The organism is Dyella sp. S184 (genome assembly GCF_009766065.1).
Taxonomy (GTDB): domain Bacteria; phylum Pseudomonadota; class Gammaproteobacteria; order Xanthomonadales; family Rhodanobacteraceae; genus Rhodanobacter.
This window is the reverse complement of the sequence record NZ_LMUE01000017.1, coordinates 58,826-76,219: the sequence shown is the minus strand read 5'-3', so window position 1 is coordinate 76,219 and position 17,394 is coordinate 58,826. Positions and strand designations below refer to the sequence as shown.

Sequence of the window (17,394 nt, the reverse complement as noted above, 5' to 3'; positions counted from 1 at the left end):
AGCTGCTCGCACCACCGGCCACCGCGTGCTTGCCGATCGCCAGCGCATCTTCGCTGCCGTCCGTCACACCGTCCGCGTCAAACAGGTGCGACGCCTTTGCCGTCGCTGCTGTCTGTGCATTGAGCTGCGCCACGTTCACCGCATCCGTACCGGCCGTGCCGGCCGCCACGTTGGTGATCTGACGCTCGTGTCCGGCCGTACCCACCGATACGCTGTTCACACGATCGGCCTGCGCACCCGCACCCAGCGCAACGCTGTTGTCCGCATTGGCTTGCGCCGCGAAACCAAGCGCGGAGGAATTTGTCGCGGTAGCTTTCGCAACACTACCAATCGCGGTCGACTGTGCCGCGCTTGCGCTCGAATACGCGCCATTGGCCAAGGCATAACCACCATTGTCCGGGCCGACGCCCGGCGCATTCGCATAAGCCTTGTAACCTGAGGCCGTGTTGTACGAGCCATTGTTGGCCTGGGCATAGACGCCCACCGCACTTCCGCCCTGGTTGTCACCGCCACCTTGCGGATCGGCTTGGCTGCCAAAACCCACTGCGATGCTGCCCTTCCCGGCAACATTTTTATGCGCCGCGGTGTCACCCCCGCCAATGGCGGTCGAACCCGGACCGGAACCGCCTACTGGCGCACCAGTGGCCTGCGCATGTCCACCGATGGCGATAGCGTAGAAGCCACTCGCAATTGCAGCATTGCCTGCAGCAACCGCGTTGATGCCGGAGGAAACACTGTTCAGGCCAAGTGCCACGCTATCCGCACCAGACGCCCAAGCATTGCTGCCAAACGCCAGAGTGTTCGTACCATCCGCCTTGGCGTCGGAACCACAAGACAAGGCATCCTCTCCAGTGGCAGTCGGCTGGTGACCACTCGCATAGAGGGCTTCGCAAGGAGAAACACCCGCAGCAGCGTGAGCTGAGCTTGCGGCCATCGCCAAGCCTACGGCCAGCGTTGCCGCGGAGGCGCGCAGGCGCTTGGATGCGCCGCCCTTACCCCTGGCTTTGGCATGCTCGGAAGCAACAACCAGCATACCCAACGACTTGTTCCACACCTTAATATAGATCTTGTTCAAGACACCGCCCCCAACTGGAATTTTTCGAATCCGGCACGAACCTGCCGCAGCAGGCTCGCGTCGAACGACATGATGTTTGCCTGCCGTCTGACAGGTCTCTCGATACACGTGGTGCGGACTTGCGCGCCGGCTACTGCTGGATATGAAGTCCGCGCTTGCTGCTGAAGCCGCCTTCAGCACTAGGGCGTTTCATCTGCCGGTGCATGCGAGACTCCGCCCGCGCATGCGGAGTCTCTGGCGTTGCCTACGTCGAAGAGGCTTACTTGGGTGCGACGTAGCTACCGACGACGCTCACGCCGGTGTAAGCAGCCTCACCAACCACATTGACGTAGTAGGTCGCAACCACCGGACGCGAGATCGCCACCGACTCGGTATTGCCGGCATTTGTTGCCGATTTGAAGTCATAGTTGGTGGCACTGCCGACGGAACCCGCCTTGACGTAAATGGATACGTTGCCGGTGCCGCCGAGCGTGCGCAGGGTCAGTGCAAGCGCACCAGCCGGCACGTCCAGCTTGTAGACGGTGCTGGATCCGGTCGCTCCGGACTGGCCCGTCAGCGCGACGCCGTTGACAAGCGGGATCGTGGTGTCCTGATTGCCGCCACCATTGCCACCGGTGCCATACGTCGCAGCAGCGGCCACGGCAGCACCTGCATTGAGAATGCCGGCTCCAAAGGTCTTGGCCGAATCCGGGGCCACGTTAGGCACACGGGCCGTGCTCTGCAGGATGCTGCGCACTTCAGCCGGCGTCAGCAGGGGCAAGCCCGCACCAATGCGTGCGCTCTGCATTAGCGCCACCGTACCGGTGACATGCGGCGTAGCCTGTGAGGTACCTGCCATGCCACCGTAGGTATCGCCCCCTGGGCTTGCCTTCGGTGTGGTCGTGCCGGTGTTGATCGCCTGCCAGGCGAAGCCTTCCGGATTCAACTGCGCGCCGGTTGCCGCATCATCGGGATAGACGCCACCACCAAACGCACCGAGCGCCACGACATTCTCACCCGGGCTGTTGTAGTTGGAATAGAAGGTCAGCCTGCTGGTGATACCAGTGGCAGCGACCGTGACCGCACCCGGGCAGCTGGCTGGCGAACTGTTGGCGACATCGTCGCCGTCGTTGCCGGCCGCCACTACCACGGTGGCACCCAGGGCATTCGCCTTGGCAATCGCGATGGCGGCGTCATCGTCAGCCGAGCATGCACCGTCGCCGCCGAGGCTCATGTTAATCACCTGCGCCGGGTTCGGATTGTCCGGAATCCCGTCCACATGACCGCCTGCTGCCCAGACGATGGCGTCATTGATGTCGCTGTCGTAGCCACCGCAATGGCCCAGCACACGGACCGGAACTACCTTGGCTTTGTAGGCAATGCCCGCCATGCCGACACTGTTGTTGGTGTACTCGGCGCCACTGGCGCTGGCCACGTGGCTGCCATGCCAGGAGCTGGCTTCGGCCGGGTTACTTGCATCAACACAGCCACCGTTCTTGGTTGTGTATTTGCTGCCTGTGGTCCAATCGCCCAGATCCCAGCCACCGGCCACACGGCCATCGGCGGTACGTCCGGACACGAAGGAATCAATGATGAAATCGTAGCCGGCGTCGCCCAGCGAGGTATTGATGTCGGCATGCTTGACGATGCCGGTATCGAGGATCGCAATGGTCGCGCCGGTGCCATCGGCGAGATCCCAGGCACCCGTGATATTGGCGCCGCCATAGTTGGCAACCTTATTCGTGGTCGTCAACGCGCCGTCACCCGGCAGATAGTCCGTTTGATACTTCGCGAAGTTGGGGTCGTTGGGTGTGAAGGCCGTCGGCGCGTCAGACGCCGGGATATCACGTACGGCGTGACGAAGTACGTCCGGAGCGACATGGGCCACCGCCGGATCAGCTGCAATGGACTGGATAAATGCCGCAGCTTCGGCCTGGCTCAATTTGCGCGAGGTCGTCACCAGATACGCGCCGGTCGCCAGTTTCCGCTGGTAGTTCACGCCAGGTGCGTTCATCGACAACGTCGCGTAGCTACGGCCAGCGCGCGCGACGGCGGCCTGGATATTCTGCACGGCGGCGGCCTGACTGCCCTGCTCGGCTGAGCCTGCGCGATACCTGACGATGAAGCGGTCGTAGCTGCCATCCATGCGCAGCGAACTGACATTGAAGTTCGCAGCAACTGTCGGACTGGTAGATGCAACTTGCACGACATTGCCTGCAAAAGCCGAAAAGGAAAAAGCCATTGCGATCGAGGCTGCCAACAATCCCTTGATCCCCAAACTATTCACCATTGCGATGATCCCCAAGTTTTGATGAGTGGCTTTCCATGGAGACATCCATGAAAGCCTTGCCACGTGGAACCCCCGTCCCACGCCTATGTGCCCGCTACTGCTACGTTGCGTTATTTCGTGCGCCTCGCTTCGCGTGGTCTTGCGAAACTATCATCATGTTCTTGCGATAGTCAATGCGAAAATGCGACTGGCCGCAATTTCTTTCAAAGAAGAAGGTGCTAGGGGAATTTGTGCTGCCACGGGCAGCACTGCGCTGAAAATGCAGTGATCGCTGGCGGAGCGATTGCCCCTGATCATGGCGGCTGCGGGCAGCACGAACCCGGGGCATCCTCGATGCAGATCCAGCAATTTATTGCTGGCCTGATTGCCGATTTTCGTTCGCGCAGGCCTTCCCGCTCATCCTGTGGCAATGCCCCCAGGCGCGAGATGGACATTGCACATTCCCTGCGATATGCGATCTTCGGTGAGATGTCTTGCACAAAAAAAGAATCGATTCATCAAAAACAAATGGACGTCCATACGCCTATTCATGAAATCACGAAAATTCCGCACACGATGATCGGGACCGACATTGATGCCATCACCCAGGGCGTACTGGCTCCCGGCATGCCGGGAGCCAGCACTTTCACTCCTGCGTGCGATCAATGGATCGCACGGACTGGCTTACGGAACGTAGCTGGCCTGCACGCTGACACCAGAGAACGCCTGCACACCCACCACCTTGATGTAGTACGTGCTTGTTGCAGGCTTGCTCACGGCCACCGACTCGGTGTTGCCGGCATGAACCGAGGCGTAGTCGTATGCCGTGGTGGTCGGCTCAGCACCGGCCTTCACGAACATCGACACGTCGCCCGTGCCGCCAGAGGTGCGCGTCGTCAGCGCACGCGCACCCGCTGGAACGACCAGTGTGTATAGCGTCTCGCTGCCCGCCGTGCCCGACTGACCACCCATGGCGATCCCGTTGGTCAGCTCGATCGCGACCGGCCCGGTCGGGACGGTCGGATCATCCACGCCGTTGCCCCACGCATTGAACTGGTTATGCAACTCGGCGTCGCTGAGGCAGGCATTCAAGCTGCTGGCTTGCGGCGCCGAGATCAGCTGCTGAGTGGCAAGGTTGGCTGCATAGGTCAGCATCGACGTGCGGTAAATGCCGAAATGGGCGGCCGAAGCGGCAATATTCCTGGCACTGGCATACACGTTTGCGCCGATCACGATGCCGCCCGGGATCCAGGTCGGCACACCGGTGTTGCAGGTCAACAGCATCTGGCCGGTTTCGTTGACCTTCCAGCCCTCGTCCTTGAACAGCGCCGGGGTCAGGTCCAGATTGATGTGACCCTTCAGGTCCGGACTCTCGGCGTACTCCATCAGCGCATTCGGCGACAGGCGGGTGTCGTAATGTGAGAACGACGAACCCGAGGCGAGCGTCGTCGGCGCATAGATCAACACCGCACCCGTCGAATCCGTACCGGCCAGGCCGCTACCGATACCCAGGCCCATAGTCGCCGGCACGTTGGCCTTTATCTTGGTGCCATCGGCCAGACTCACCATCACGGTCGGCACGGTGACATTCCCGACCGTGTCGTCGCCTGCCATGCCGATCACGCCGGCAGCATTGTTGGCGATGAGCACCGCCGTGGCGCCGGCCTGCTGCGCGTTGTAGGCCTTGGTCTGGAAGCTGCAGGTACCGCGATCGACGATCGCAATGTGGCCGGCAACTGCATCCGGATTGGTCAACGCCGTACAAGCCTGGCTGTCACTGCCTGAAAAGCCCAGCACGGCCGTGCCGGAAAAATTCTTCGCGGTGGCTGTCGGGCCGAACGAGGCCTCGCCATAAATGTAGTCACCCACGGCGCCGGCGGGTGCGGTGACCTTGACGACCGGCGGCGGCCCCAGCGCCAGCGGCGCTTCCGCCATGACGTTGCTACCACGGAAGACGAGGTTGCCATCGTCCAGTGCCGCCGTCTTGCGCTGGGCGTTGGTCATGTCGCCCCAATTCATCTTGAGGGTGTTGTCGTAGACGTATGACGAATAGATGTCGTTCCTGCTGCTGACGAGTGCGCCACTGGTGAGCGTGGTGCGGCCGGCAAAGCCCAGGCCGTGGCTCATCTCGTGCAGCATCACGTTGAGCAGATTGGATTTGCCCTGCGGCGTATTGCCGTCGAGGCCGAAATACCAGCCCGAGTCCGGCAGGCAGGTGGAGGTGCCTAGCGCACCATTGAACGACATCGTCATGTCGGATTTCGTTGCCTGATTGCTACCCAGAAACGCATTGAACAGCGCACCTGAGTACCACAGGTTCGTCTTCGCACCCGCCGGCACGGTGCTGTCGGTGAAAGAACCGTAATTATTGGTACCGGTCGAACCCAGCACGGTGCCGTTGGCGTCGCACTGGAGCGGGCCGAAATTGGCGTCAACTTTGATGGGCACGGCGCTCTTGAGCACGGCGCCCCACATATAGGCAGCAAAGTTGAAGACGATTTGTGCCTGCTGACCACGCGTGGTGCCCTGGTTGCCACCGACCGGCGTGGCTGGCGTCGTATCGTTGAGGCCAACGCCGGCCTTGTCCAAGTTGATGATCTGGATGTCGGCGGCGGCGGCGCTACCGGCCGCGCCCAGCAGGCCCGCGATGAGCAGGGCACTGAAAAGCTTGCTGCGACGGATCATTGGGACACCTCCGCGGCGGTGGCATGCTGCACGCTATCGCCCGGATGCATGACCACGAGATGGCCATTCGCATCTAGCTTGCCGACCAGATAGCTCATTTCGCTTTCCGGGGTATCCATTATTTCCACGTTGTAGCCGTTCACACGTGCTTTGCGCAGCGTCTTGAGCGCCTCCTCCTCGGTACGCGGACGGCCACTGGTGCTGGGCTGCAAGGCCTGCTGCTGGCGCCTGAGTTCAACCGACTTGGCGAATGCCGCCGCCTCTTCGGGCGTGGGCGCTCGCAACTGCTTGGTGACCGGATCAAAGAAGGCCACCTGCATGGAACCGCCGGAAGCCGCCACCGGTTGCGCAGCCTGTACGGGTTTATTGTCTGTTGCGATCGCCGCGGTGGCGAACAGGCCGGTCAGTATCACAGCCGCCGCCTGAGTCATTACGTTCTTCATCATGCAAACCCCTCCCGTTGAAAAAGGCACCGTCAGCCGGCACCGAAAATTTGGAGCGCACGCATCCCGCACGCCCGAATTGCGCGCCGAAATTCCGTCGACAAGAGCATCTGGTTCGCGTGAGCGCCCAATGCGCGTACATGCACCCGTGGCGCTGCGCGCTGCATCGACAACCGTTGCTTCGAATGCACCAGGGCCGTTTGACGACGCGCCTCCCACACTCGACGTCCAGGCCCACGAACTTCCTGACCCACCACGACATCCCGTCGGTCTACCCGGTGCAGAACCCCCACCTCCGTCGATGTCGCTGGCGCCCCCGCCTATCCAAACCGCAGATTCCGAAATCTCCTCCAATCCCGAATCATCGAAACTATCAGCAAGTTCTTGCGTCAGTCAACGCAATTTCCTGATGATCCGCGGCGCATTGATGCTGCGTTGCGGAAACAACTTGCGCTTGCGCGCTTGCCCACAACTGCCAGAATTGGCTGCCGTGCCACGGCCAGAAACCATGCAGCTACTTGATATCGGCGCCAACCTTGGCCATGAGTCGTTCCATCACGATCTGGATGCGGTACTGCAACGTGCGCATGCGCATGGGGTCAGCCGGATGATCGTTACCGGCGCCTCGCGCGAAGGCAGTACGCACGCGCTTGCGCTGGCCAAGGCTCATCCAGGTACGCTGTTCGCGACGGCTGGCGTACATCCGCACCATGCGATCGACTACGACGACGCTACTGATGGATTGCTGCGTGAGCTTGCGAAGGATCCCTCGGTGCGCGCGGTCGGCGAGACCGGGCTGGACTACAACCGCAACTATTCGCCGCGCGACGTGCAAGTGCAGGTGTTCGAGCGGCAGTTGCAGATCGCGGTGGATCTGCAGAAGCCGCTGTTCCTGCATCAACGCGATGCACACGGCGATTTCATCGCGCTGCTGCGGCGCTATCGCGACCAGGTACCGGCAGCCGTGGTGCACTGCTTTACCGACAGTGGAGAAGCGCTGCGCGACTATATGGCACTGGATTGCCATATCGGCATCACCGGCTGGATCTGCGACGAACGCCGCGGCACCCATCTGCGCGAACTGGTGCGCGAGATTCCGGCGAACCGGTTGATGATAGAGACCGATGCGCCCTACCTGCTGCCACGCACCGTGCGGCCGCATCCGGCGCACCGGCGCAACGAGCCGATGTACCTGAAACACATCTGCGAGGAAATCGCGCGCGATCGTGGCGAACCGGCGGAAGTCACGGCAGCGAACAGTACGGCAGCCGCTGAGGCATTCTTCGGGTTGCGATGACCTCTGGCGTCAGTCGGCGAGCACTTTCGTTTCGCCCGGCGCCAGACAACCCAACGCGTGTTCGCCAATGCGCATACGGATCAGCCGCAGGGTCGGGAAGCCTACCGCCGCGGTCATCCGCCGTACCTGGCGGTTGCGGCCTTCACGCAGGGTCAGGCTGAGCCAACTGGTGGGAATGGCCTTGCGAAAGCGCACCGGCGGATCGCGCGGCCACAGCCAGTCCGGTTCAAGCGCTGGTTCCGCGATCGCAGGCAGGGTCGGGCCATCGTTCAACAGCACGCCGCGACGCAGTGCCTGCAGCGCAGGCTCGTCGATCTCGCCGTCGACCTGCACCAGATAGGTCTTGTCCTGCTTGTGGCGCGGATCGGTCAGCCGGTGCGCGAGCTGACCATCATCGGTCAACAGCAGCAGTCCCTCGCTATCATGATCCAGCCGTCCAGCCGCATAGACGTCCTTTTGCCTGACGAATTCGGCCAGCGTGCGACGACCGTCAGCATCGGTGAACTGACACAGCACGCCATACGGCTTGTTCAAGGCAATCAGCATAGCGACGCGTCGTGCACGCTACCTCAGGGAGTCGAGGTAGCCGGCACCGGCGCCGATGGCTTGACGAAGCGCAGGGTCATCCGGTCGGACTCACCGATCGCCTGATACTTCGCCTTGTCCTGCTCACCCAGCGTAAGCGTGGGGGGCAAGGTCCACACGCCCTTCGGATAGTCCTTGGTGTCCTTCGGGTTGGCGTTGATCTCGTTGCTCTCGTCCAGCGTAAAGCCTGCCTCGGTGGCCAGTTTCACCACGTAGCGGGTCGGCAGGTAGCCGCTCTGCTTCACGGTCGCCAGCGATGCGTTGTCGTCTGCACGGTGATCTACGACACCCAGCACGCCACCGGGCCGCAACACAGCAAAGAACGCCTTGAACATCGCCGGCGCGGTATCGGCCATCACCCAGTTATGCACGTTGCGGAACGTCAGCACCAGGTCGGCCGAGCCGGGTGCACCGAACACCGGCGCCTTCGGATCGAATTCGACGAACTTCGCCTTGCCGTAATGCGCCGGGTCGGCGGCAAACTTCTGGTGCAGCGCATCGCCATCGCGACGCGCTTCGTCACCACCGGCAGGCGCCTGCACCGCGGCGATGTAGTGGCCGTTGTCGTGTAGCAACGGCGCCAGGATCTCGCTGTACCAACCGCCGCCAGGAGTGATCTCGATCACCGTCTGATCCGGCCGGATGCCGAAGAACTGCAAGGTGGCCTTGGGGTGGCGATACACGTCACGCGCCGTATTGGCGGGTGAACGCCAGCTGCCGGCGATCACGCTGTCGAGCTGCGCCGAGGTGAAGTCATTGGCGCTGGTCGGCGGTACCAGTTCATCGGTCGGCTGATCCTGCCCGGCGGAGGCAGCCGACGCCACCTGTGCCATTGCCGATGCAGGCATGCCCAGACATGCCGCCAGCAACAGTGCTGCCAGCGGCGCGCCAACACGAACCGCCCCCATCCCTGCTGTCCCCGTCCCGCGATTCATCGTTGACCCCTTGGCGCATTGGCCGTGCAGATTTGATGCAATGTGACGAAAACCATGTGTAGGCGCGGTATTCGGAACGGCCGCGGCTTATCAATAGTGGATCACGGAACGGATCACCTTGCCCGCATGCATCAGCTCGAACGCGTCGTTGATGCGCTCCAGCGGTAGCACCTCGGTAATCATCTCATCGATGCGGATCTCGCCGGCCATATACCGTTCGACATAGCCGGGCAATTGCGAGCGGCCCTTGACCCCGCCGAACGCCGAACCACGCCATACCCGCCCGGTGACCAGCTGGAACGGCCGCGTACTGATTTCCTGTCCGGCACCGGCCACGCCGATGATGATCGACTCGCCCCAACCCTTGTGGCAGCACTCCAGCGCCGCGCGCATTACGTGCACGTTGCCGATGCATTCGAACGAATAGTCCACGCCGCCATCGGTGAGATCGACGATCACCTGCTGAATCGGCGTATCCGGGCAATCCTTCGGATTGATGCAGTCGGTGGCGCCGAGCAGCTTCGCCATCTCGAACTTCGCCGGGTTGGTGTCGACCACCACGATGCGGCCGGCCTTCGCCATCACCGCGCCCTGCACGACCGACAGGCCGATACCGCCCATGCCGAACACTGCCACCGACGCACCCGGCTCCACCTTCGCCGTGTTGAGCACCGCGCCGATGCCGGTAGTGATGCCACAACCGAGCAGACAGACCTTCTCCAGCGGCGCGGCCTTGTTGATCTTCGCCAGCGAGATCTCCGGCAGCACGGTGTATTCGCTGAACGTGCTGGTGCCCATGTAATGCAGTAGCGGCTTGCCGTTGAGCGAGAAGCGGCTGGTGCCATCAGGCATCAGGCCCTTGCCTTGGGTGATGCGGATCTTCTGGCACAGGTTGGTCTTGCCGGACAGGCAGAATTTGCACTCACCACATTCGGGCGTGTACAGCGGGATCACGTGTTCGCCGACCTTGAGTGAGGTGACACCTGCACCGACTTCCTCGACGATGCCGCCACCTTCGTGACCGAGAATCACCGGGAACATGCCTTCCGGATCGGCGCCCGACAGGGTGAATGCATCGGTGTGGCAGACACCGGTGGCGACGATGCGCACCAGCACCTCGCCGGCTTTCGGTCCGGCGACATCGACCTGTTCGATCGTGAGCGGCTTGCCGGCTTCCCAGGCAACAGCGGCGCGTGACTTCATGGCTCAACTCCTGACGATGGATCTGCAACGACTCACGATGATGACGCGTCCGCCCGCTTTGCGAAACCGCATCAGTCGACTCCCGTGTCATCGGGCCGAAACGCCGACATCTGCCGGCAGTAGTCCTCCGCCTCGACCAACAGCCACTCGCGGAACAGCTGCAAGCCACGATGCTCTTGCGAACGTGGCGGATATACCAGCCAGTACGCCTCCTCCACGCGCAGGTATCGATCACCGAGCACCTGCAAGCGCCCGGCGTCGATCAGCGATTTCGACGTCACCATCCGCCCCAGTGCGACGCCGAGGCCTTCCAGCGCCGCGTGGCGCAACGCATCGAGGCTGTCGAACTGCGCCACGTAGCGTGCCGGTGGCGTGCCGCCGGTGCTGCCGAACCAGTCGCTCCAGCGCGTGGAGGAATTCGGCTCCCCGAGCAGCGGCCAGCGCCACAGGTCGCGCGGATCGACGCCTTCCATCCGCATCAACAATGCTGGCGCAGCGACCGGTGCGATCCATTCGCCGAACAGCCGTTCGCTGTGCAAGCCGGGCCAGTTGCCACGGCCGTAGCGCAAGCCGACATCGACCGGCTCGCGCTCGAAATTCACCAGCGCCGAACTCGACTGCAGGCTGAGCTCCAGATCCGGATGCACGGCGACCAGCCGCGGCAGTCGTGGTACCAGCCAGCTCGACATGATGCCGGGGCTGGCGCTGAGCGTGAGTGCATCGTGACGTCGCTGGTGATAGCGCGACAGCGCGTGTTCGATGCCGTCGAAATGCTCGCCCACCGCCTCGAGCAGGCTGCAGCCATCCACGGTCAGGGTCACCCCGCGCGGCCCGCGCTCGAACAGGCGTCGCTCCAGCCGCTCCTCCAGCTGGCGCATCTGGTGACTGAGCGCGCTGACGGTGAGGTTCGCCTGCGCCGCGGCGCGCGACAGATTGCCCAGCCGGGCGACCAACACAAACTGTTGCAGGAGGCCCAGCGGCAGCTTTCCCATCTTGAATTTCTCTCAAGTCTGGCTTGCGAATATATCGCTTTTTTGCGCCCTGCTGCACGCGTACCTTGAACACACTCCAAGCCACCGCGCTACCCCCGGGAGCCTCCCCATGAACTCGCTCTGGAAAAATCTGCTGTTCCTGCACGGTCACATCAGCCACACCGACCTGGCCTGGCGGCCCGATACGCGTACCGAGCCGGATCGGCGCAAGGGCGCCGCCAGGAAGCTCAAGGCCATCGTGCCGATGTGCTGTGCATCCATCTGGCCGCGGCTTGTCGGGCCGCGCTGAACCGTCCCGGCTACATCACGCTCTTTTTGCCCGGACGCGTGCATGCTTGGCACTCCCCATCGTCCGAGGTGTTCCTCCGTGCACAAGCGTCCACTTGGCAAATCGTCGTTGTCCGTCGCCCCGCTCGCCTTCGGCGGCAACGTATTCGGCTGGAGCGTCGACGAAAAGCGTTCGTTCGAACTGCTCGATGCTTTCGTCGATGCCGGCGGCAACCTGATCGACACGGCCGACGTGTACTCGGCCTGGGTGCCGGGCAACCGCGGTGGCGAGTCGGAAACCATCATCGGCAACTGGCTGAAGCAGAGCGGCAAGCGCGACCAGGTGGTGATCGCCACCAAGGTGGCGAAGTGGGCGGAGCATCCCGGCCTGTCGCCGGCAAACATCCACCAGGCCGTGGACGGCTCGCTCAAGCGCCTGCAGACAGACCACATCGACCTGTATCAGGCACATGAGGACGATGCCAGCGTACCGCTGGCGGAAACCTTGGGCGCGTTCGCACGGCTGATCGAATCCGGCAAGGTGCGCGTGATCGGTGCGTCCAACTACGGTGCCGCGCGCTTCGCCGATGCACTGGCGGTATCGAAGCAACACAACCTTCCGCGCTACGAAAGCCTGCAGCCGGAATACAACCTGGTCAGTCGCGACAGCTACGAAAAAGAACTGGAGCCGCTGATCCGTGCAGAGAACATCGGCGTGATCAGCTACTACGCGCTGGCCAGTGGCTTCCTCAGCGGCAAATACCGCAGCGAAGCCGACCTGGCCAGAAGCAGTGCACGCGGCGGCTCAGTGAAAAAGTACCTGAACCCGCGTGGCCTGCAGGTGCTCGCCGCCCTCGACGCCATCGCCGCTGCCCACCACGCCACGCCGGCACAAGTCGCGCTGGCGTGGTTGATCGCGCGACCCGGTATCACCGCACCGATCGCCAGCGCCACCAGCGTGGAACAACTGCACGAACTGCTCGGTGCTACTTCGTTGCAACTGAGTCCTGACGAGATCGCGCAACTGGATCTGGTCAGCGCGGGCTGATCACCAACTACGGCGAGGTGCCAGCGTTCGCGGGAGCGCCGGCACTGCTGCCGGAGGCAGGATCAGCATCCTGGTCTTCCGGCGACTCGACCTGATAGCCGTCCGCCTTCAAGCTGGCCAGATAGCCGTCCGGTTTCAGCAATTCATCCATCGGCAGCATCGCAAACGTCTGCGCGTTGCTGGCAAGCGCCGCGCGCGCTGCAGCGATCCAGACCGCCTGTTGCTTGGCCGGCACATCATCGAGCCCAAGCGTGTGCGCAAACCCGGCACTGGCGACAGCCGAGACACAGGCGTCGCGTCGGTCGCTGTCGGGCAGTTCGCGCAAGGCCTGCAGATCGCCGGTGGCCCAGGCGTTAGCACGCGCCTTCATCGCCGGCATGTCCTGCTCGACGCTGTCCAGCGTACGGATGAAACAGGTGGTGTCGCGTGGTGCGGAGCTCTTGAACGCCTTGATCGCCGCGCCCGGATGCTCGATGACGACCTGGTAGTCCGTCGAGACCTGCTTGACACCGTAACGTGTGGCCAGCGTATTGATGGTCGTCGGAACCCCGCCGGTCTTGCTCAGTCCATTGGACTGGATCGCCTTCTTGTACAACTCCTGCGCCGCGAAGATCGGCCGCCAGCGCTCGATACCCCGATCGTCGCCGATGTACTTCTGCTTGAGCACCAGCCAGCGCGCATACACCGGCGGCGGCAAAACCTGTTGCAGGGTTTCGCCATCGTCGTTCTTGCGCGCGCTATAGGCCGACGGGAGCAGGAAGAGCTTGCCAAGGAAACCGACGTTGGCCTTCAGCTGCAGCGTGGGCGACAACAGCACCTGCTGTGACTGACTGATGATCTTTTCCAGATCGTGCGACTGCCACTGCATGTTCTGCGGCAACGGTGACAGCGTGCCCAGCACCCACATCACATGACCGCCCTTGGACACCTTCCACAGGCCGGGACCTGGCTGCACGCCACTGACCACCACGGTCGCGAGCTCGGCCACATCCGAAGGCAGCGGTGGTGGCGGTGCGGTGGATGCCGTCGATTGGGCGAACGCCGGCGTCAGGCCACTCAGGGCGAACAGGAATGCAACGCAGGGCAGACGCATCGGTGACGCTCCATTCTCGGAAGCATGCATTGTGTCAGGACCATGCTGACTCGGACGTAGCCGGAACCGCGCGTGGGCATGCGGCTCGGGGAACTTCTGGCACGCCAGCCGGACACCTTGTCCAGCTGGCGGCAACGGCCAAAATAAAAACGGGGCGCCGCAAGGCACCCCGTCTCACTGTTGCTCCAGCGTACGACGCTTACCCCAACGCAACTTGCCTCACGCGGAAAGAGCTGCCAGCGCGGCGTTGAACGTCGCGCTCGGACGCATGGCCTGGCTGACCAGCTTCAGGTTCGGATGGTAATAACCCTGGATATCCACCGGCTTGCCCTGCACGCCATTGAGCTCGGCGACGATCTTCGCCTCGTTCTCCTGCAGCGCCTTGGCCAGCGGCGCGAACCTTGCCTTCAAGGTGGGATGCGACTCCTGCGAGGCCAGCGCCTGCGCCCAATACAGCGCCAGGTAGAAATGGCTGCCGCGGTTGTCCAGTTCACCGACCTTGCGCGACGGCGACTTGTTGTTGTCGAGGAACTTGCCATTGGCCTTGTCCAGCGTCTTGGCCAGCACGTCGACCTCGGCACTGCCGTAGCGGCTGCCCAGATGTTCCAGTGACGCCGCCAGTGCGAGAAATTCGCCCAGCGAATCCCAGCGCAGATAATCCTCTTCCAGGAACTGCTGCACATGCTTGGGCGCAGAACCGCCGGCACCGGTTTCGAACAGGCCGCCGCCGGCCATCAGCGGCACGATCGAGAGCATCTTGGCGCTGGTGCCCAGTTCCATGATCGGGAACAGGTCGGTCAGGTAATCGCGCAGCACGTTGCCGGTGACGGAAATCGTGTCCAGCCCCTGGCGGATGCGTTCCAGCGAGAAGCGCGTGGCGGCCACCGGATCCATGATGCGGATGTCCAGACCGCTGAGGTCGTGATCCTTCAGATAACGCTCGACCTTGCTGATCATCTGCGCGTCGTGGGCGCGCTGCGGATCCAGCCAGAACACCGCCGGCGTATGCCGCGCGCGGCTCACCGCCAGCTTCACCCAGTCCTGGATCGGCGCATCCTTGGTCTGGCACATGCGCCAGATATCGCCCGCCTCGACCTCGTGCTGCAACAGCACGGTGCCGGCTTCGTCGATCACCTTCACCACGCCGTCGGCGGCGATCTGGAAGGTCTTGTCGTGCGAACCGTACTCCTCGGCCGCCTGCGCCATCAGGCCGACGTTGGGCACGCTACCCATGGTCGCCGGATCGTACGCACCGTGCGCCTTGCAGTCGTCGATCACCACTTGATAGACGTCGGCGTAGCTGCGATCCGGGATCACCGCCTTGATGTCCTGCAACTTGCCTTGCGCGTTCCACATCTTGCCGGAGTCGCGGATCATCGCCGGCATCGACGCGTCGATGATCACGTCGCTGGACACGTGCAGGCTGGTGATGCCCTTGTCGGAATTGACCATCGCCAGACCCGGACGCTGCGCGTACTCGGCGTCGATGTCGGCCTTGATCTGTGCCTGCTGTGCTTCCGGCAGCGAGGTGATGCGTGCATACAGGTCACCGATGCCGTTGTTCGGATTGAAGCCGACCTGCTTCAGCACCGCCGCGTGCTTCACCAGCACATCGCGGTAGAACTCGCTGATCACCACGCCGAACATGATCGGGTCGGAGACCTTCATCATGGTCGCCTTCAGATGCACCGAGAACAGCACACCCTGCTTCTTCGCATCCGCGATCTGCGCATCGATGAAACTGGCCAGCGCGCGCCTGCTCATCACCGCGGCGTCGATGATCTCGCCGGCCAGCAAGGCGGTCTTCGGCTTCAGCACGGTGTGGCTGCCGTCCTTGCCGAACCATTCGATGCTGACGTTGCCACCCTGCTCGACGACGACGGATTTCTCGGTGCCGTAGAAATCGCCGCCCTCCATGTGCGACACGTGGGTCTGCGAATCCTTGCTCCATGCGCCCATCTTGTGCGGGTGCTTGCGCGCGTAGTTCTTGACCGAGGTCGGTGCGCGGCGATCGGAGTTGCCTTCGCGCAGCACCGGATTCACCGCACTGCCCTTGACCCGGTCATAGCGCGCCTTGATGTCCTTTTCCGCCGCGTCCTTCGGCTCATCCGGATAGTCCGGCAGCGCATAACCGTGCTGCTGCAGCTCCTTGATCGCGGCCTTGAGCTGCGGCATCGAGGCGCTGATGTTCGGCAGCTTGATGATGTTCGCCTCGGGCGTGGTGGCGAGCTGACCCAGTTCGGCCAGATCATCGGCAATCTTCTGATCGTCCTTCAGGAACTCCGGAAACAGCGCAATGATGCGGCCGGCCAGCGAGATGTCGCGCGTCTCCACCTTGATGCCGGCGGTGCCGGTGAACGCGGCGATGATCGGCAACAGAGACTGCGTGGCCAGGAACGGCGCTTCATCCGTCAGCGTGTAGATGATCTTTGGCGTGGTGGACATTGTCTGTATGGACCTCTCTGCTACGACATTTCAGGAATGGGGCGCTGCCGCTTGGGCCGGGCCGCAGATGCATGGCATACGCCACACCCGCGGCGACCGGGTCATCCAATGCCGCCATGGCAAGGTTGATCGGAGTGCACGAAAGCCTCCTATTGTCGCGTTTTCGCCGGGTAGGGGAAAGCACAGGCCACGTCGCCTGTAGTTCGCTGCGAATGGCTTGAATCAGCCGCTTGGTGACGGCACGACCCTTTGCTTGCGACAAGACACGCCGGCCAGAGGAAGGTGGGCCGCGGTATTCTGGCAGTGCGACAGCCGCCGGCACTCGGAGGTGAAAGATCCGCAGCTGGTGAGCGTGGCCCTGCGGCACCACGTGGGATTGCATGGGTTTGATCGCACGCCAGCCGAACGGGCAGGGCTACATCGGCAGTTGGCTGGACAGTTCCACGCCTGCACTGGCCTATCGCTGCAACGGGAAACCACCGCGTCGACGCTGATGGCCGACACGCTGTGAATTACCGCCCGTCACGCGAGCGGTAATTCACGTCACAACGCGAAAACAGGAACGCAGCCAAGCCGCGTTCCTGTTTTGAATCACCTCAGGAATTCGACCGTCGAAACGGACTCGGTGGCAGCTTGCCTGCCATCCGACTGGAATCCCGGCTGCGTTCGCGCTGCCTTAACTCCCCGAGCCTGCAGTACCGCTGCTGACAGGTGGTTGCGCAGAAGAACCGCTGTTCATCGGGGTCATCGCGGAACCACTGGGCGCCGGTGACTGGGTGGAGGAGCTGGGCGCCATGGCCGGCGCAGCCGCGGTGGCCGCCGGGGGTGGCGTCGCGGGTACCTGCGAGGCCGATTCGTCGGTCTTGCCACACGCACTCAGAGCCAATATGGCGGCCAGCGAGACGGTGTACATCAGGGCATGGCGAGTCATCTTCATCGTAAATCTCCTGCTTCGGGCGAACAAACGCGTGTGCATTTGTGGAAGGTGTCCAGTGATACCCAGCATGGGGTTAACAAGCCGTGTGCATGAAGGCAAAGCCGCGCATACAAACCATCATCAGGGCCGGTTCAGGATCGA

The 17,394-nt window shown here is 62.8% G+C and carries 15 protein-coding genes; 4 read left to right on the top strand and 11 right to left on the bottom strand.

Annotation, left to right across the window (positions count from 1 at the left end):
* Both GSQ75_RS18190 and GSQ75_RS18185 read right to left on the bottom strand, forming a co-directional pair.
* A partial coding sequence (locus tag GSQ75_RS18190) for an ESPR-type extended signal peptide-containing protein (RefSeq protein WP_256369810.1) occupies positions 1 to 1,255 on the bottom strand: 1,255 nt, incomplete at its 3' end.
* A gap of 79 nt (positions 1,256 to 1,334) precedes the next feature.
* Complete coding sequence (locus GSQ75_RS18185; RefSeq protein ID WP_254058647.1) at positions 1,335 to 3,200, bottom strand: S8 family serine peptidase; 1,866 nt, start codon at positions 3,198 to 3,200, stop codon at positions 1,335 to 1,337.
* On the opposite strand from GSQ75_RS18185, the gene GSQ75_RS19265 reads away from it, so the two are divergent.
* Positions 3,199 to 3,366 (top strand): hypothetical protein, encoded by a 168-nt coding sequence (locus tag GSQ75_RS19265; protein WP_254058646.1) that lies wholly within the window; start codon positions 3,199 to 3,201, stop codon positions 3,364 to 3,366. The genes GSQ75_RS18185 and GSQ75_RS19265 overlap by 2 nt on opposite strands.
* Positions 3,367 to 4,007: 641 nt before the next feature.
* Here the strand turns inward: GSQ75_RS19265 and GSQ75_RS18180 are convergent.
* Together GSQ75_RS18180 and GSQ75_RS18175 are read right to left on the bottom strand one after the other, a co-directional pair.
* On the bottom strand, positions 4,008 to 6,008 hold the full coding sequence (locus GSQ75_RS18180) for a PA domain-containing protein (protein ID WP_158756299.1): 2,001 nt from the start codon (positions 6,006 to 6,008) through the stop codon (positions 4,008 to 4,010).
* Positions 6,005 to 6,454: a hypothetical protein gene (locus tag GSQ75_RS18175; protein WP_158756298.1), complete on the bottom strand. Its 450-nt coding sequence runs from the start codon at positions 6,452 to 6,454 to the stop codon at positions 6,005 to 6,007. Before GSQ75_RS18175 ends, GSQ75_RS18180 begins: the two co-directional genes overlap by 4 nt.
* 505 nt (positions 6,455 to 6,959) lie before the next feature.
* On the opposite strand from GSQ75_RS18175, the gene GSQ75_RS18170 reads away from it, so the two are divergent.
* Positions 6,960 to 7,748, top strand: coding sequence for a TatD family hydrolase (locus GSQ75_RS18170; RefSeq protein WP_158756297.1), 789 nt, complete (start codon positions 6,960 to 6,962; stop codon positions 7,746 to 7,748).
* Between the two features lie 9 nt (positions 7,749 to 7,757).
* On the opposite strand, the gene GSQ75_RS18165 is transcribed toward GSQ75_RS18170, so the two are convergent.
* The 4 genes from GSQ75_RS18165 to GSQ75_RS18150 form a co-directional block, all read right to left on the bottom strand.
* Complete coding sequence (locus GSQ75_RS18165; protein WP_158756296.1) at positions 7,758 to 8,294, bottom strand: pseudouridine synthase; 537 nt, start codon at positions 8,292 to 8,294, stop codon at positions 7,758 to 7,760.
* A gap of 23 nt (positions 8,295 to 8,317) precedes the next feature.
* Positions 8,318 to 9,241 (bottom strand): methyltransferase, encoded by a 924-nt coding sequence (locus GSQ75_RS18160; RefSeq protein ID WP_158756295.1) that lies wholly within the window; start codon positions 9,239 to 9,241, stop codon positions 8,318 to 8,320.
* 117 nt (positions 9,242 to 9,358) lie between these two features.
* Positions 9,359 to 10,471 carry an S-(hydroxymethyl)glutathione dehydrogenase/class III alcohol dehydrogenase gene (locus tag GSQ75_RS18155; RefSeq protein WP_158756294.1) on the bottom strand — a complete coding sequence of 371 codons (1,113 nt, stop codon included), beginning with the start codon at positions 10,469 to 10,471 and terminating at the stop codon, positions 9,359 to 9,361.
* A gap of 71 nt (positions 10,472 to 10,542) precedes the next feature.
* On the bottom strand, positions 10,543 to 11,463 hold the full coding sequence (locus GSQ75_RS18150) for a LysR substrate-binding domain-containing protein (RefSeq protein ID WP_158756293.1): 921 nt from the start codon (positions 11,461 to 11,463) through the stop codon (positions 10,543 to 10,545).
* 109 nt (positions 11,464 to 11,572) lie between these two features.
* Here GSQ75_RS18150 and GSQ75_RS18145 point away from each other — a divergent pair, with 109 nt between their 5' ends.
* Entirely contained in the window at positions 11,573 to 11,752 is a 180-nt protein-coding gene (locus GSQ75_RS18145) for a hypothetical protein (RefSeq protein WP_158756292.1), read from the top strand.
* A gap of 78 nt (positions 11,753 to 11,830) precedes the next feature.
* Complete coding sequence (locus GSQ75_RS18140) at positions 11,831 to 12,778, top strand: aldo/keto reductase (RefSeq protein WP_158756291.1); 948 nt, start codon at positions 11,831 to 11,833, stop codon at positions 12,776 to 12,778.
* A 7-nt stretch (positions 12,779 to 12,785) separates the two neighbouring features.
* Here GSQ75_RS18140 and GSQ75_RS18135 read toward each other — a convergent pair whose 3' ends face one another.
* From GSQ75_RS18135 to GSQ75_RS18125, 3 genes are all read right to left on the bottom strand, one after another.
* Positions 12,786 to 13,871, bottom strand: coding sequence for a TraB/GumN family protein (locus GSQ75_RS18135; protein ID WP_158756290.1), 1,086 nt, complete (start codon positions 13,869 to 13,871; stop codon positions 12,786 to 12,788).
* A gap of 219 nt (positions 13,872 to 14,090) precedes the next feature.
* Positions 14,091 to 16,316 (bottom strand): NADP-dependent isocitrate dehydrogenase, encoded by a 2,226-nt coding sequence (locus GSQ75_RS18130; protein WP_158756289.1) that lies wholly within the window; start codon positions 16,314 to 16,316, stop codon positions 14,091 to 14,093.
* 676 nt (positions 16,317 to 16,992) lie between these two features.
* Entirely contained in the window at positions 16,993 to 17,253 is a 261-nt protein-coding gene (locus GSQ75_RS18125) for a hypothetical protein (RefSeq protein ID WP_158756288.1), read from the bottom strand.
* Positions 17,254 to 17,394: the final 141 nt, after the last annotated feature.

Bases quoted from the DNA above. Each gene is read 5' to 3' on its own strand.
- GSQ75_RS18155 (WP_158756294.1), bottom strand. From the start codon at position 10,471: ATGAAGTCACGCGCCGCTGTTGCCTGGGAAGCCGGCAAGCCGCTCACG.
- GSQ75_RS18170 (WP_158756297.1), top strand. From the start codon at position 6,960: ATGCAGCTACTTGATATCGGCGCCAACCTTGGCCATGAGTCGTTCCAT.
- GSQ75_RS18180 (WP_158756299.1), bottom strand. From the start codon at position 6,008: ATGATCCGTCGCAGCAAGCTTTTCAGTGCCCTGCTCATCGCGGGCCTG.
- GSQ75_RS18185 (WP_254058647.1), bottom strand. From the start codon at position 3,200: ATGGATGGCAGCTACGACCGCTTCATCGTCAGGTATCGCGCAGGCTCA.
- GSQ75_RS18175 (WP_158756298.1), bottom strand. From the start codon at position 6,454: ATGATGAAGAACGTAATGACTCAGGCGGCGGCTGTGATACTGACCGGC.
- GSQ75_RS18165 (WP_158756296.1), bottom strand. From the start codon at position 8,294: ATGCTGATTGCCTTGAACAAGCCGTATGGCGTGCTGTGTCAGTTCACC.
- GSQ75_RS18125 (WP_158756288.1), bottom strand. From the start codon at position 17,253: ATGAAGATGACTCGCCATGCCCTGATGTACACCGTCTCGCTGGCCGCC.
- GSQ75_RS19265 (WP_254058646.1), top strand. From the start codon at position 3,199: ATGCGCAGCGAACTGACATTGAAGTTCGCAGCAACTGTCGGACTGGTA.
- GSQ75_RS18145 (WP_158756292.1), top strand. From the start codon at position 11,573: ATGAACTCGCTCTGGAAAAATCTGCTGTTCCTGCACGGTCACATCAGC.
- GSQ75_RS18135 (WP_158756290.1), bottom strand. From the start codon at position 13,871: ATGCGTCTGCCCTGCGTTGCATTCCTGTTCGCCCTGAGTGGCCTGACG.
- GSQ75_RS18150 (WP_158756293.1), bottom strand. From the start codon at position 11,463: ATGGGAAAGCTGCCGCTGGGCCTCCTGCAACAGTTTGTGTTGGTCGCC.
- GSQ75_RS18130 (WP_158756289.1), bottom strand. From the start codon at position 16,316: ATGTCCACCACGCCAAAGATCATCTACACGCTGACGGATGAAGCGCCG.
- GSQ75_RS18160 (WP_158756295.1), bottom strand. From the start codon at position 9,241: ATGGGGGCGGTTCGTGTTGGCGCGCCGCTGGCAGCACTGTTGCTGGCG.